The sequence below is a fragment of the Mesorhizobium sp. W050 genome (assembly GCF_054719535.1).
In genome coordinates, this window is the sequence record NZ_JBTTIH010000001.1 from 43,424 (window position 1) to 56,611 (window position 13,188).

At 64.6% G+C, this 13,188-nt stretch carries 13 protein-coding genes; 6 read left to right on the forward strand and 7 right to left on the reverse strand.

Going from position 1 to position 13,188, the window contains the following annotated elements; all coding sequences use genetic code 11:
* Nucleotides 1–10 precede the first annotated feature (10 nt).
* Genes ACYG9Y_RS00175 through ACYG9Y_RS00195 form a run of 5 tightly spaced genes read left to right on the forward strand, consistent with a single transcriptional unit; the run spans nt 11 to nt 5,048 of the window.
* Nucleotides 11–688: a beta/alpha barrel domain-containing protein gene (locus ACYG9Y_RS00175; RefSeq protein ID WP_023737496.1), complete on the forward strand. Its 678-nt coding sequence runs from the start codon at nt 11–13 to the stop codon at nt 686–688.
* Entirely contained in the window at nt 688–2,145 is a 1,458-nt protein-coding gene (locus ACYG9Y_RS00180) for a xylulokinase (RefSeq protein ID WP_023737497.1), read from the forward strand. Before ACYG9Y_RS00175 ends, ACYG9Y_RS00180 begins: the two co-directional genes overlap by 1 nt.
* 14 nt (nt 2,146–2,159) lie before the next feature.
* Nucleotides 2,160–3,452, forward strand: a complete 1,293-nt coding sequence (locus ACYG9Y_RS00185) for an iron-containing alcohol dehydrogenase (protein ID WP_084567111.1) — start codon at nt 2,160–2,162, stop codon at nt 3,450–3,452.
* 7 nt (nt 3,453–3,459) lie between these two features.
* Nucleotides 3,460–4,263 carry an HAD-IIB family hydrolase gene (locus ACYG9Y_RS00190; protein ID WP_023737498.1) on the forward strand — a complete coding sequence of 268 codons (804 nt, stop codon included), beginning with the start codon at nt 3,460–3,462 and terminating at the stop codon, nt 4,261–4,263.
* Between the two features lie 2 nt (nt 4,264–4,265).
* On the forward strand, nt 4,266–5,048 hold the full coding sequence (locus ACYG9Y_RS00195; protein WP_023672930.1) for a DeoR/GlpR family DNA-binding transcription regulator: 783 nt from the start codon (nt 4,266–4,268) through the stop codon (nt 5,046–5,048).
* A gap of 11 nt (nt 5,049–5,059) precedes the next feature.
* Here ACYG9Y_RS00195 and ACYG9Y_RS00200 read toward each other — a convergent pair whose 3' ends face one another.
* The 6 genes from ACYG9Y_RS00200 to ACYG9Y_RS00225 form a co-directional block, all read right to left on the reverse strand.
* Entirely contained in the window at nt 5,060–5,569 is a 510-nt protein-coding gene (locus ACYG9Y_RS00200) for an L-2-amino-thiazoline-4-carboxylic acid hydrolase (protein WP_023701464.1), read from the reverse strand.
* Nucleotides 5,566–6,351, reverse strand: coding sequence for an ATP-binding cassette domain-containing protein (locus tag ACYG9Y_RS00205; RefSeq protein WP_023737499.1), 786 nt, complete (start codon nt 6,349–6,351; stop codon nt 5,566–5,568). The genes ACYG9Y_RS00200 and ACYG9Y_RS00205 overlap by 4 nt, the downstream gene beginning before the upstream one ends.
* Nucleotides 6,348–7,358, reverse strand: coding sequence for an ABC transporter ATP-binding protein (locus ACYG9Y_RS00210; RefSeq protein ID WP_023749076.1), 1,011 nt, complete (start codon nt 7,356–7,358; stop codon nt 6,348–6,350). Before ACYG9Y_RS00210 ends, ACYG9Y_RS00205 begins: the two co-directional genes overlap by 4 nt.
* The gene (locus ACYG9Y_RS00215) at nt 7,355–8,185 is read right to left on the reverse strand and encodes an ABC transporter permease (protein WP_023735154.1); all 831 of its coding nucleotides are present in this window, start codon (nt 8,183–8,185) and stop codon (nt 7,355–7,357) included. Before ACYG9Y_RS00215 ends, ACYG9Y_RS00210 begins: the two co-directional genes overlap by 4 nt.
* Nucleotides 8,182–9,168, reverse strand: a complete 987-nt coding sequence (locus ACYG9Y_RS00220) for an ABC transporter permease (RefSeq protein ID WP_023737501.1) — start codon at nt 9,166–9,168, stop codon at nt 8,182–8,184. Before ACYG9Y_RS00220 ends, ACYG9Y_RS00215 begins: the two co-directional genes overlap by 4 nt.
* Nucleotides 9,169–9,438: 270 nt before the next feature.
* A complete protein-coding gene (locus tag ACYG9Y_RS00225) occupies nt 9,439–11,043 on the reverse strand; it encodes an ABC transporter substrate-binding protein (RefSeq protein ID WP_031253183.1) in 1,605 nt (534 codons plus the stop codon).
* Nucleotides 11,044–11,406: 363 nt separating this feature from the next.
* On the opposite strand from ACYG9Y_RS00225, the gene ACYG9Y_RS00230 reads away from it, so the two are divergent.
* Nucleotides 11,407–12,597 (forward strand): M24 family metallopeptidase, encoded by a 1,191-nt coding sequence (locus tag ACYG9Y_RS00230; RefSeq protein WP_023737503.1) that lies wholly within the window; start codon nt 11,407–11,409, stop codon nt 12,595–12,597.
* A 170-nt stretch (nt 12,598–12,767) separates the two neighbouring features.
* On the opposite strand, the gene ACYG9Y_RS00235 is transcribed toward ACYG9Y_RS00230, so the two are convergent.
* Entirely contained in the window at nt 12,768–13,184 is a 417-nt protein-coding gene (locus ACYG9Y_RS00235) for a cupin domain-containing protein (RefSeq protein ID WP_023737504.1), read from the reverse strand.
* Nucleotides 13,185–13,188 lie beyond the last annotated feature (4 nt).

The following is a 13,188-nucleotide window of genomic DNA, read 5'->3' on the forward strand; positions in this document are numbered from 1 at the left end:
GACCTTTCGGATGGACTTCATCTTCATGCTGACGCGCAACGATCGCACGGTCGAGGACTGTCTCGACCTGGTCGGTTTGATTGAGCCGGTCGGCCTGAAGCATGTCGGCTTCAAGGATATTGGCGTCGCGCCGGATGTGCTGCGCAAGCTCGCTGTCGCCATTGGCCGGACAGGCGCCACCACTTACATGGAAGTTGTCTCGACGACGGCTGAGGCCTGCCTTAATTCCGCGCGCATCGCCAGGGATCTCGGCATCCAGCGCCTGCTCGGTGGTACCCAGGTCGACGAGATCATGGCGTTGCTGGAGGGGAGCGGCACCGAATACTACCCTTTTCCCGGGCGGCCGGTCGGCCATCCGACCAAGCTCGGCGGTTCGGCTGAGGATGTCGAGGCCGACTGCCGCGCCTTTGCCGAGAAGGGTTGTGCGGGATGCGACATCCTCGCCTATCGCGCCACCGAGGCCGACCCGGCCGAACTGGTGCGCGCAGCCCGGCGCGGGCTTGGTCCGTCGCGGCATCTGATCGTCGCCGGCGCTGTGGCATCAGCCGATCGCATCAAGGCAATCAAGCTGGCCGGCGCCAACGCTTTTACCATTGGCACAGCGGTTTTCGATGGCTCCTATTCGCCGACGAAAGGTTCTATCCTCTCGCAACTGCGGGATGTCCTCGCGGATTGCGAGCGTGTCTAATGCCAGTCATCGGCATCGATCTCGGCACACAAAGCCTAAAGGCGATCGTTGTCGATGACGAATTGCGGCTGCGTGGCGAGGCCGCTGTGTTGTACCAGCCGGCCTTCCCGGCGCCCGGCTGGGCCGAACAGAACCCGGCGCTGTGGCTGGCGGCGCTCAAGCCGGCCATTGCCGGCGCGCTCGACAAGGCTGGGCTTGCGCCGTCCGACATCAAGGGTATTGCCATTGCCGGCCAGCTCGACGGCTGCGTCGCGGTCGATCGCAATGGTGAGGCGCTGGCTTCGTGCATCATCTGGATGGACCGGCGGGCGGCAGGAGAGATCGCCGGCATCGACCCGGACTTCATCCGTGAGCGCACCGGTCTCGTTCTGGACGCCACCCATATGGCGGCGAAAATCCGCTGGGCCGCGCGCAACCTGCCCGAAGCGCGCCGAGTGGCGCTCTGGCATCAACCTGTATCATTCGTGGTCGCAGCGTTGTGCGGTCGTGCCGTCATCGATCACGCGCTGGCCTCGACGACCATGCTCTATGGGCTGAAGGAGCACAATTATGCCGGCGATCTGCTGGCGGCCTTCGACATCGATGCAGATAAATTGCCCGGCATCGACGATGCATCTGAGATCGCCGGCGCCTTGACCCACGCCGGCGCCGAGCTCACCGGTCTTCCTGTGGGCACGCCGCTGGCGGTCGGCACCGGCGATGATTTTTCGGCCGCCATAGGCGCCGGGGTTGTCGTGCCCGGTGTCGTCGCCTGCAATCTCGGCACGGCCGAAGTGGTCGGCGCGGTGTCCGGCACGCTTCGCCTCGACCCCGGCGGCCTGGTCGAGACCCATGGCTTTCTCGGCGACGGCTATTTCATCTCCAATCCCGGATGGCTCTCGGGCGGGGCGGTGACGTGGTTTCTAACAACCTTCGGCGTCGATTCGCCGGCGGCGATGTCGGAACTGGCGGCGACGGTGGTTGCCGGCAGCGACGATTTGCTGTTCTTGCCCGCGTTGTCCGGTGCCATGGCGCCGCGCTGGATCGCCGAAGCGCGTGCCGCTTTCTACGGCCTGACATCCTTCCACGGCAAAGCCGCTTGTGCCCGTGCCGTGCTGGAGGGCTGTGCCTTTGCCATGCGCGACGTGGTCGACCGGCTGGACGATCTCGATATCGCGACGGATCGCATCCGGCTCTCAGGCGGTGGCGCGCGCAGCCGGGTATGGGCGCAAATCCGTGCCGATGTCAGCGGCAGGCCGGTCGAGATCGCGGGTGCGGCCGATGCCTCGCCGATCGGTGCGGCAATCCTTGCCGCCGCAGCCATCGGCCTTACCTCCTCAGTGCAGCAGGCGGCTGAAAGGCTGGCCGGCCACGTCGAGACGATCGACCCTGATCCTTCCGCCAAGGCCGCCTACGACAGAAGTTACCGCCGGTATCGCACCTTGTTCGATGCCCTGACCCCGCTTCATGCTGACTGACCGGACTGCATCCTATGTCCAGACAAATGCTCGATCGCCTTATTGCCGGCACGCTGCCTGACCCGGATAGCCAGGGAATGCTGTCGGTGCCGCTGAAGACCATCGTCATAGGGCGCGGTCTCGGCGATGAAGCCGATGCGCTGGTCAAGCCGCTGCCGCTCGGCCGCAGGCTCGCCGTTGTCATGGATCCCGACACAAGGCTGGCTCTCGGCGAGAGAGTGTCGATTGCGCTGCGCGGCTCCAGCGATGTCGACAAGATCATCCTGCCGCGCCATCCGCATCCCGACATGGACACCGTGCGATCGGTGATCGCCCGCACGAAAGACGCCAGCGGTCTGGTCGCGGTCGGATCGGGCTCGATCAATGACATCACCAAATATGCCGCCCATCTGACCCAAAAGCCCTATGCGGTGTTCGGCACCGCGCCGTCGATGAACGGCTACACCTCGGTGTCTGCGGCAATCACAGAGGACGGCCTGAAGAAATCGCTGACGGCGAGCCTGCCGGTCGGTGTCTTCCTCGATCTCGATGTCATGGCGCGAGCGCCGCACCGGCTGATCGCTGCCGGGTTCGGCGATTCGATGGCGCGGCCGACCGCGCAGACCGATTGGCTGATGGCGCATCTGTTGCTCGGCACGCCCTACCGGGAGGCGCCGTTCATGCTTCTGGCCGAGGACGAGGAGGCGCTTATCGCCAAAGCCGGCGAACTCGGGACCGGCGACCTTGAGGCGACGGAAGTGCTGGTGCGCACGCTGGTCATGTCGGGCCTTGGCATGACTTTGTGCGGCGGCTCCTATCCGGCCAGTCAGGGCGAACATCTCATCGCCCACTATATCGACATGCGGGGCCAGGGATTGCCCGAGGCGCATCACGGCGAGCACATAGCGGTGACGACGTTGACGATGGCGCGGCTACAGGAACGCGTGCTGGCGCTGCGGGAGCTGCAGCTCGCGCCGTCCGCCGATACGCCAGACCGCTTCATCGAAATCTTCGGCGAAACGCTCGGACGTTCCTGCTGGGCGGCATTCAAGCCCAAGCTGCTGGACCGCGAACGGGCGGACGCTGTCAACACCATGCTGGCCAGGCAGTGGCGCTCGCATCGCGAAAGGCTGCTGCGGGTGGCACGCCCGGCGCGCGAGATCGCGGCAGCACTGCGTGCCGCCGGCGCCCCGACCACGCCGCAAGAGGTCGCCATACCGGCTGGCTTCTACGACGAGGCGGTCGCCAATGCGCGGCTGATCCGCGACAGGTTCACCATGCTCGACGTCGCTGCTGCCTCGCTCGAAACGGTTGCGGCGGGAGCCTGAGCGGGTGCTGCGTCCGCTCACCGACTTCACCGCGCCGGACCGGCGCAACATCGCTGTCGTGCTGACCGACATAGACGACACCTTGACCGACAAGGGGCGGTTGCCGGCAAAAGCCTATGCGGCGCTCGAGCGGCTGAAGCAGGCCGGCTTCATTGTCGCGCCGGTTACCGGCCGCCCTGCCGGCTGGTGCGACCTGATCGCCCGGCAATGGCCGGTGGACGGCGTGATCGGCGAGAACGGCGCCTTCTATTTCCGCTACGACGACGCCAAAAAGCGGATTGTTCGCCACTACGCCAAGAGCGCTGCCGAACGGCAGGCCGATGCCGCACGCCTCAAGGAGATCGAGCAAACCGTTCTGAGCGAAGTTCCGGGTGCGGCGGTCGCGGCCGACCAGGCCTATCGCGAGGCCGATCTGGCGATCGATTTTTGCGAGGACGTGGCGCCGCTGCCCAAAACCGAGGTTCTGAAGATCGTCGGCATCTTCCAGCGCTATGGCGCGACGGCGAAAATCTCGTCCATCCACGTCAATGGCTGGTTCGGCAAATACGACAAACTGTCGACAAGCCGGCTATTCTTGCGGGACTGTTTCGGTATAGATATCGACCACGACAAGGACAGCATTGTCTTCGTCGGCGATAGTCCAAACGATGCACCAATGTTCGGCTTCTTCCCCAACAGCGTCGGCGTCGCTAATGTGCTGGACTTCGCCGGCGAGCTTCCTGCGTCTCCCGCCTTCGTCACAAGCGGGCGCGGCGCGGAGGGATTTGCCGAGCTTGGCGACGCGCTGATTGCTGCAAAGGGAATGGAATAGTCATGGACCAAGGCCGACTGACGAAGAAGGAGCGGCACGCGCTTATCCTTTCGGAAGTGCGCCGGTCGGCGTCGATACGCATCTCCAAGCTCGCACGGCGCATCGGCGTCGCCGGCGAGACCATCCGCCGCGATCTCATCGAACTCGGCGATGCCGGACTGATCAACCGCACCTATGGCGGTGCGACGATCTCGCTGGTGACATCAGAACCGGTGATTTCCGAGCGTGGCCTGACCCTGATCGAGGAGCGCGCCCGCATCGGCCGCGGCGCGGCAAGCCTTGTCGAGAAGGGCCAGATCGTGATGATCGATGGCGGTTCGACCACCTATGAGGTGGCGCGCAACCTTTCGCAGCTGAAGCGCGACCTGACCATCATCACCAATTCCACCGGAGTGGCCTCTGTGGCCGGCGCCAATCCGACCTTTCGGGTGCTGCTCTGCCCCGGGACCTATGATAGCCGGGAAGGCAGCGTGTTGGGCGAAGACACCGTCGAGTTCCTGCGCCGCTACAATGCCGACGTCGCCATTATCGGGGCATCGGGGATAAGCGCCGATGGTCCGAGCGACATGATCTCGGGCGCCGCAGCCGTTAAACGCGCGATGATATCGCGTTCATTGTCGACGGTGCTGGTGGTGACCCACGACAAGTTTGGCCGCAGCAGTCTCGAACGCATCTGCGGGCTCGATGACATTGCCGATATCGTCACCGACAGCGAACCGAAGGCCGACCTGCGCACTGCTGCCGAACAGGCGGGCACGGAGCTGCATGTGTTTGCCGCCGGCTGATCAGCAACTGCTTATTCGGCGGCATCCCGGTTGGTCAGCGCGATGTGGCAGCAGCCGGAGCCGTGGCCCGGCGTCCAGGTGACATTGTCGAAGCGCACGCCCGTTGCCTCGAACAGACCACGGTCGAAAGCGCCGGCGATGCGGCAGAGCGTGGCGAGTTTTTCATCACCGACACCGGCCTCGACCCAGGCGTCCTTCAGCGGACAACGCTTCACCTTGAAGGCGATGTGGTCCGGCCCGCGCTCGACATCGGTCGGATACATCAGGCCGCCATCCGGGCTGACGGCCAAAAATGCCTCGCCGATGGCCGGCGCGTCGTTAGGTCCGAAACGGACGAAGGCGGCCGCCGCCACCTCCTTGCCGCGCTGCTCGATGGTGCGGATCATGATCGCCTCGGCCTTTTCCGCGCCGAGTTCGCCGGTCAGCTCGTCGAGAAACAGACGGTAGAGATCGGCGCGGTTACGGAAGGCGGAATCGAGTTCGCGCGAGAGTTTTTCGGCTCTGGCTTCTGGTTCGGTCATGGCACTTGCCTGCTGCTTCTGTCCAATCTTGGCGCCGCCGCAACCAGCGCCTTGCCGATTGCCGATTGCGGCGCGTCGACTACGTTGCGGGCGTCGCCGCTCTCGGCGATCCGCCCGGCGTCGAGAAGAACGACGCGGTGGGCGATGGCCCGTACGACGCCGAGATCATGCGAAATGAAGAGATAGGCGATCCGTTCCCTGGCTTGCAGGTCGAGCAGCAACGCAAGGATCTGTCCGCGGACCGAAACGTCGAGCGCCGACACCGCCTCGTCGAGCACGATCAGCGACGGTTTGGTTGCGATGGCGCGGGCGATGGCGACGCGCTGGCGCTGGCCGCCGGAGATTTCGTGAATAGCGCGCGGGGCGAGATCGGCTGCCAGCCCGACGCGATCCAGCAAGGCAGCAATGCGGGCCGGCCTCTCGGCGCGGGAAGCGATGGCATGGATGCGCAAGGGATCGTCAAGCACGCGAGCCACCGTGGCGCGCGGGTTGAACGCGGCGAGCGGATCCTGGAACACCATTTGCAGGCGCGCGCGCTTGGTGCGCAGGGCCGCACCCTTCAAGAGCAGAAAGTCGTCGCCTTCGAACTGGACGGTGCCGGCGTCGGGCTCGATCAACCTAAGCACCAGCCGCGCGATCGTCGACTTGCCGCTGCCGGAGGGCCCGGCCAGCGCCAGCGTCTCGCCGGGTTCGATGGCGAAGGAGACACCGTCGACGGCCGCGATGGCCTTGCCGCCACGACGGTATCGCTTGGTAAGACCGGAGACGGTGAGCAAGTTCATGCCGGCGCCCGTCGTAGCAGCGGATCGGCGTCGAGGCCGACATGGGCGTCGAGCAGCGTTCGCGTATAGGCATGGCGCGGGGCGTTTATGATTTGCTCCGTCGGGCCGAGTTCGATCAGTTCGGCGTTCCGGAATACAGCGATACGCTCTGCGAGTTCGGCGGCCAGCGCGATGTCGTGGCTGATGAACAGCAGCGTCATGCCGTCCTCCGCCACCAGTTGCCGAATGAGGCTGACGATTTCCGCTTGCACAATGGTGTCCAGCGCGCTGGTCGCCTCGTCGGCGATCAGCAGTTTCGGACCGGCTGCAATGGCCGCGGCAACAGCAACGCGCTGCTTCTGGCCGCCGGAGAGCTGGTGCGGGAAAGCACGCATGGCGGTTTGTGGGTCGGGCAGCCGGACACGTTGGAGCAGGGTTTTGGCTTTGGCGTAAGCTTGTGGCCAGTCGAGGCCGAGGTGGGTGCGGGCGACTTCGGCGATCTGTTTGCCGACGGTCATGACGGGGTCGAGGCTGGCGGAGGGGTCCTGGAAGACGAAACCAATGTCGCGACCGGGAAGGGGGAGCGTACTGGGTTCGGTTAATTTGAGAGGTCGGCGTTCCGTCACACCCCCCTCTGTCCTGCCGGACATCTCCCCCTCAAGGGGGGAGATTGGCAGCTTTGCGGCCAGCGCTCTTCCTGCAATGCCAGTGATTGGCGAAAGCGCAGATGAGAGCTTAATCTCCCCCCTTGAGGGGGAGATGTCCGGCAGGACAGAGGGGGGTGCCTTGACGCCTGCCTCTCCTGTCGATCTCAGGAACCAATCGATCCCTCCCTTAACCTTGGCTGACCCCGGCAGCAGTCCAGCCACCGCCAGCGCCAGCGTGCTCTTGCCCGAACCGCTTTCGCCAATGATCGCCAGCCGCTCGCCGGCAATAACATCCAGGCTGACCCCCTTCAGCGCCGTCACCTCGCTGCCATCTCGCCGATAGCGCACTGACAGATCGCGTATCTCAGCCAGTGCGGTCACGACAGGCTCCTCCGCACCGCCGTCGTTTCGACCACGCCTTCGCCGGTGAGATAGACGCCAAGCACGGTCAGCACCAAGGCGATGCCCGGAACGATCGACAGAAAGGGCGCGGTGCGCAGCACAGTGCGGCCCTCGGCGATCATGCCGCCCCAAGTGACGCGATTGGGGTCGCCGAGACCGAGGAAGGACAGCGCTGCCTCGGTGAGGATCGCGGCGGCCACGATCACCGAGGACAAGGCCAGCACCGGCGGCAACGCGTTGGGCAACACCTCGCGAAAAGCGATCTCAAGCGGATGCATGCCGATGACGCGAGCGCCGGCGACGTAATCACGCTCGCGGATCGACAGCACTTCGGCGCGCGCTACACGCGCCGGTCCGGTCCAGGCGCCAAGCGCTATTGCCGTGACGACGACGCCGAGCGACGGCCCGACGACGCTGACGAAGGCCAGCGCCAGGAGAAAACTCGGCACGGTCTGGAAGGCATCGGTGATGCGCATCAGCCCCTCGTCCACAAGGCCGCCGGCAAAGCCGGCCAGCGTGCCGACGACCGCGCCGATGAAGAGTGCCGCCGCTGCCGCCGCCAGGCCGACCGCCAGCGAGGTGCGGGCGCCGTGGAACAGTTCGGCCAGCACGTCACGGCCGAGCCGGTCGGTGCCGAGCGGCAGCGACCAGTCCTGGAAGGGCGGCAGCAGTGCTGGTCCGGCAATGGCCTGCGGGTCGCCGGGGAAGAGCAGCGACGCAAACAGCGCCATGGCGAACAGAAGCGCCAGGATGATCGCGCCGGCGACCGCTTCCGGCCGGCGCAGGAACCGCGGCAGCGCGCTCACGCGCTGGCCTCGCCGGCGCCGACGCGCGGGTCGAGGAAGGCGTAGGCGATGTCGACGGCAAGGTTGACGGCAATGACGAGGACGGCGCTGGTGAGGATGATGCCGAGCAGCAGCGGCGTGTCGCGCGAAGCGACCGCTTCCTGCGCCAGCCGGCCGAGCCCGGGCACGGCAAAGACGCTTTCGATGACGACGCTGCCGCCCAGCATCTGCGCCGATTGCAGGCCGAGCATGGTGACCAGCGGCAAGAGCGCGTTGCGGGCGACATGGGCGAGCACGATGCGGCGGCGTGACAGCCCCCTGGCGCGGGCGGCGAGCACAAAATCCTGCCGCCACGCCTCGGCCATGCCGGCGCGCATCATGCGCAGATAGAGCGCGAGATAGATGAAGCCGAGCGCGGAAACCGGCAGGACGAGGTGGACGGCGATGTCGGTGGCGCGGTCAAAACCGGTCTTGTCCGAGGCCAGGCTCTCGATGCCGCCGATCGGCAGCCAGCGCAGGCCGACGGCAAAGACGACGATCAGCACCAGGCCAAGCCAGAAACCCGGCACGGCATAAAGCGCCAGCGAGCCGATCGACAGGAAGCAGTCGCGAAAGCTGCCGGGTCTGGCGCCGGCGTAGATGCCGAGCGCCGAGCCCAAACCGAAGGAGAGCGCGGTGGCGGTCACCATCAAGAGCAGTGTCGTCGGCAGGCGTTCCAGGATGACATCGCGAATTGGCCGCGAGAAGGTAACGGACTGGCCGAGGTCGAAATGCAGCAGCGCCCAGAGATAGTTCGCGAGCCGTGTCAGCTCGGACTGGTCGAGGCCCCAGCGATGACGCAGCAATTCGATCATGCCGGCGTCGCCGCCGGTCGAGACGATGTAGGCGTCGACCGCGTCACCGGGGGCGGCTTCCAGGAGGAGGAATGTGCCGATGATGACGATCAGCAGCACGAAGATGCTGCCGACGAGGCGACGGCGCATGAGGGTGAGGGCGCGGGTCATGGGAAAGGCATAGCGCTGCGCCAGTCGGGAGAGGTGCGGTGTCTAGGCACCCCCCTCTGTCCTGCCGGACATCTCCCCCGCAAGGGGGGAGATTGGATGTCGCCTCTGCCTTCGCCAATCTTCGATGCCGAATGTACGCGACAGCGAAGCTGCTGATCTCCCCCCTTGCGGGGGAGATGTCCGGCAGGACAGAGGGGGGTGTGATGAAACGCGGCCCTACGCCATGCCTTCACACCAATTTCTTTGCGAACTTTCATCCGCGCAAATGTGTCACGATTCCAGATAGGTGTCCGCCCAGTTCGACGCCGCCCATCGCGGGTTGTTGGCGATGTTGCCCACGGTATCGCGCGCGACGCTGATGAAGCTCCATTCGGCGACGTTGATCAGCGGCAGGTCCGCCGCGACCTGTTTCTGGAATTCCTTGTAGAGGTCGGTGCGCGCTGACGTATCCAGCGTCTCCGAAGCCTTGGCGATCAGCGCGTCGAGCGCGGCGTTCTTGTAGCCGCCCTGGTTGGAGAACGGCACGCCGTCGGGAATGCCGCTCTGCACCAGGATGGTGGTCGAGATCGCCGGGTCGCCGCGGAACACCGGCGGGCCGACGGCGAGGTCGAAGGTGTGGTCGGTGTAGACGGCCTTGATGTGCGCGGCCGAGTCGTTGTTGACGATCACGGCGTCGATGCCGATTGCCGCCAGCGCCTGGCGCAGATAGTCGCCGAACTGCTTCGTCTCGTTGAAATAGGGTGCCGGCAGGAGTTTCAGCGCAAAACGCTTGCCGTCATCGGCGCGCTTGTACCCCGCGTCGTCGAGCAAGGCGTTGGCCTTGGCGACGTCGAATGGATAGATCGGCACGTCGGCAGTGTAGAATTGCGGATCGTTCTTCGGCACCGGGCCGGTGGCGGTGGCGGCATAGCCGAGGAACACCGTCTTGACGACGAAGTCCTTGTCGATGGCATGCGCGATCGCCTGGCGGACCTTCACGTCGGCCAGTTCCTTGCGGCGATGGTTGATCTCGACGACGAGCTGATAGGTCAGCCCCTCATAGCCCTTGGAGATCACCTTCAGGCCCGGCACCTTGGAGATGCGGTCGAGGTCGGCCAGCGGCACGGCGGAGAAGGCGGCGAGCTGGATCTCTTCCGCCTCGAGCGCCGCTGCAGCCGACGTGCGGTCGGGTAGCACCTGGTAGATGATCTCGTCGAGATACGGCTCGTCCTTGGCCCAGTAATCCGCATTCCTGGTCAGCTTGTAATACCGGCCGGCCTTGTATTCGCCGAACTTGAACGGCCCGGTGCCGATGGGTGCATTGTTGGCCGGGTTTTCCTCGATCTTGCCGACCTCGTAGATGTGCTTCGGAACCACGCTTGACAGCGCCGGCAGCGCGTTGCGGATCAGCTGGAACGGCGTTGGCTTGGCGAATTTGAAGACGGCGGTCAGATCGTCAGGGGTGTCGACGCTGGCCAGATCCTTGAACACGGTGCGGCCGAGATTTTGCAGCGGTTTCCAGATCTGCAGCGCTGAGAAGGCGACGTCGGCCGAGGTGAACGGCTCGCCGTCATGCCATTTGACGCCCTCGCGTAGTTTGAACGTCACCGACAGGCCGTCGGCCGCGCCCTCCCAGCTGAGTGCCAGCCGCGGCTGGAGCCCGTCCTTGCCTTCGAACGAGGCTTCGGCCAGCGTTTCGACGATCTTGCTGGAGATGAAGAAGACGCCGTTGGAGGCGACGATGGCCGGATTGAGGTTGCGCGGCTCGGAATCGGCGGCAAGCACGAGGCGGCCGCCCTTCTTCGGCGTCTGCGCCCAGCTGAATGTGGGCATGGCGGTGGAGGCCAGCAGTAAAACTGAGCCGCCAAGCAGCGTGCGTCTGGAAATATCCGACATGATCAACCTCCGTCCTCTCCGCGACCAGATGGGCGCACCCCTCGAAGCTGGCGGCACCCGCCAGCATCCTCGCGGCGATTATGGCCCTTGCCAAGGGTTTCGCCAGAGACGGAATTGGCGCATCTTTGCTTGGCTTTGAAATTTTCGTCCGCTGGACCAGTTTAGAGGTGGCCCTTTCATTCTGGTATTCTGGTAGGACCAGATTGCCTTAGTGTGCAGCAATGACGAGTGGTGACAGCCTGCCGAAGCAATCTAAACCTGTTTCTGGCTGGACCAGAGTTGACGAAATGGTGCAGATTTGATCGAAGCCAAGGGATTGGACGCAGTACGGCCGGCGATCCCACTGATATAAGGAAGAGAAAGATGAACATTGCCCCGGGCAAGAGCGCCGTCAGCAATATCCCGTTCGACCAGGCGAGGGTCGACCGGCTGATGGAAGAGGCCGGCATCGATGTTCTGCTCGCGACGTCCAAGCACAACACGCAGTATCTGCTCGGCGGCTACAAGTTCATCTTCTTTGCCGCCATGGATGCGATCGGCCATAGCCGTTACCTGCCTGTCGTCGTCTATGAAAAGGGTGGGCCCGATCATGCCGCCTATATCGGCAACCGCATGGAAGGCGCCGAGCACCAGAACAACCCATTCTGGACGCCGACGCTGCATGCCGCCTGCTGGGGCACGCTCGATGCTGCCAATCTTGCGGTTGAGCACATCAGCAAGATCGGCAAGGCAGGCGCCCGCATCGGCATCGAGCCGGCCTTCCTGCCGTCGGACGCCTATGCGCTGATCCGCAGGGCGTTACCGGATGCCAGGCTGATCGACGCGACCGGCATGCTGGAGAGCATGCGCGCCATCAAGACGGACGCCGAGCTGGAAAAGCTGCGTATTGCCTCCGAGCTAATCACGGATTCCATGCTGGCGACCATCCAGTGGGCGCATGAAGGCAAGACCAAGGCCGAGATCATCGAGCATCTGCGGCGCGAAGAAACCAATCGGGGCGCGCATTTCGAATATTGCCTGCTGACGTTGGGCGCCAGCCACAACCGCGCGGCGTCACCGCAGGCTTGGAAAAAGGGCGACGTGCTGTCGATCGATTCCGGCGGCAATTATCACGGCTATATTGGCGACCTCTGCCGCATGGGCATTTTGGGCGAACCGGATGCCGAACTGGAAGATCTGTTGGCCGAGGTCGAGACAGTGCAGCAGGCGGCGTTCTCGAAGGTGAGGGCAGGCACCATCGGCGGCGACATGATTTCGCACGCGGAGGGCGTGCTGAAGGCGTCGAAGGTCGCGCCCTATACGGATTTCTTCGCCCACGGCATGGGGCTGATCACGCATGAGGCTCCGTTCCTGATGACCAACCATCCGGTGACCTATGAAGGCACCTATGCCGCCAAGCCGCTGGAGACAAACATGGTGCTGTCGGTGGAGACGACCATGCTTCACCCGACGCGGGGGTTCATCAAGTTGGAGGACACGTTGGCGGTGACGGATACGGGATATGTAATGTTTGGGGATCGGGCGCGGGGGTGGAATAGAGGTGGGATAGCCTAGCTCGGCGCTACCCCCTCACCCGGATTGCCATCCGAATTCCGAAGGGCAATTCGGGGCTATCCGACCTCTCCCCGAGGGGAGAGGAGTTTGCGCCGGCGCTGGCTTCTGCCTCTTCTCCCCTCGGGGAGAAGGTGGCCGCGAAGCGGCCGGATGAAGGGGGCCTTTCGCGATTACTTCCCCGCCGGGATCAGCCTGAAATCCGGCAGCTCCCGCAGCACCAGTTCGGGTCCAGCCGGCGAATAGACAACGAAGAGCTGCATCGGCCCATCGCCCGTGTTCAGCGTCGAATGGAAACGGCTTTCCGGCACATAGATGGTGCAGCCGGGGCCGACCTTGGCGACGACCGGATTGCCCTCCTCGTCCTCGACCATCTGCTCGCCATTGCCCGACATAACGAAGATGATCTCTTCCGCGCCGGGATGGTTGTGGCGCGTGTGTCCCTTGCCTGAGGGCAGGTCGACGACACCGCCGGAAAAGCGCTCAGCGCCATTCACTTCAGGCGCGACTGTCAGCGACAGCTTGCCCCAGTCAAAGCCGAAGGCGCTCACGTCCTTCGGGTATACGAACACCTTGCTCTTGTCGGTCATGATC

What these genes read in the sequence shown, in the direction of transcription:
- ACYG9Y_RS00175 (WP_023737496.1), top strand. Translation starts at nt 11, where the DNA reads ATGGACTTCATCTTCATGCTGACGCGCAACGATCGCACGGTCGAGGAC.
- ACYG9Y_RS00180 (WP_023737497.1), top strand. Translation starts at nt 688, where the DNA reads ATGCCAGTCATCGGCATCGATCTCGGCACACAAAGCCTAAAGGCGATC.
- ACYG9Y_RS00185 (WP_084567111.1), top strand. Translation starts at nt 2,160, where the DNA reads ATGTCCAGACAAATGCTCGATCGCCTTATTGCCGGCACGCTGCCTGAC.
- ACYG9Y_RS00195 (WP_023672930.1), top strand. Translation starts at nt 4,266, where the DNA reads ATGGACCAAGGCCGACTGACGAAGAAGGAGCGGCACGCGCTTATCCTT.
- ACYG9Y_RS00200 (WP_023701464.1), bottom strand. Translation starts at nt 5,569, where the DNA reads ATGACCGAACCAGAAGCCAGAGCCGAAAAACTCTCGCGCGAACTCGAT.
- ACYG9Y_RS00205 (WP_023737499.1), bottom strand. Translation starts at nt 6,351, where the DNA reads ATGAACTTGCTCACCGTCTCCGGTCTTACCAAGCGATACCGTCGTGGC.
- ACYG9Y_RS00220 (WP_023737501.1), bottom strand. Translation starts at nt 9,168, where the DNA reads ATGACCCGCGCCCTCACCCTCATGCGCCGTCGCCTCGTCGGCAGCATC.
- ACYG9Y_RS00225 (WP_031253183.1), bottom strand. Translation starts at nt 11,043, where the DNA reads ATGTCGGATATTTCCAGACGCACGCTGCTTGGCGGCTCAGTTTTACTG.
- ACYG9Y_RS00230 (WP_023737503.1), top strand. Translation starts at nt 11,407, where the DNA reads ATGAACATTGCCCCGGGCAAGAGCGCCGTCAGCAATATCCCGTTCGAC.
- ACYG9Y_RS00235 (WP_023737504.1), bottom strand. Translation starts at nt 13,184, where the DNA reads ATGACCGACAAGAGCAAGGTGTTCGTATACCCGAAGGACGTGAGCGCC.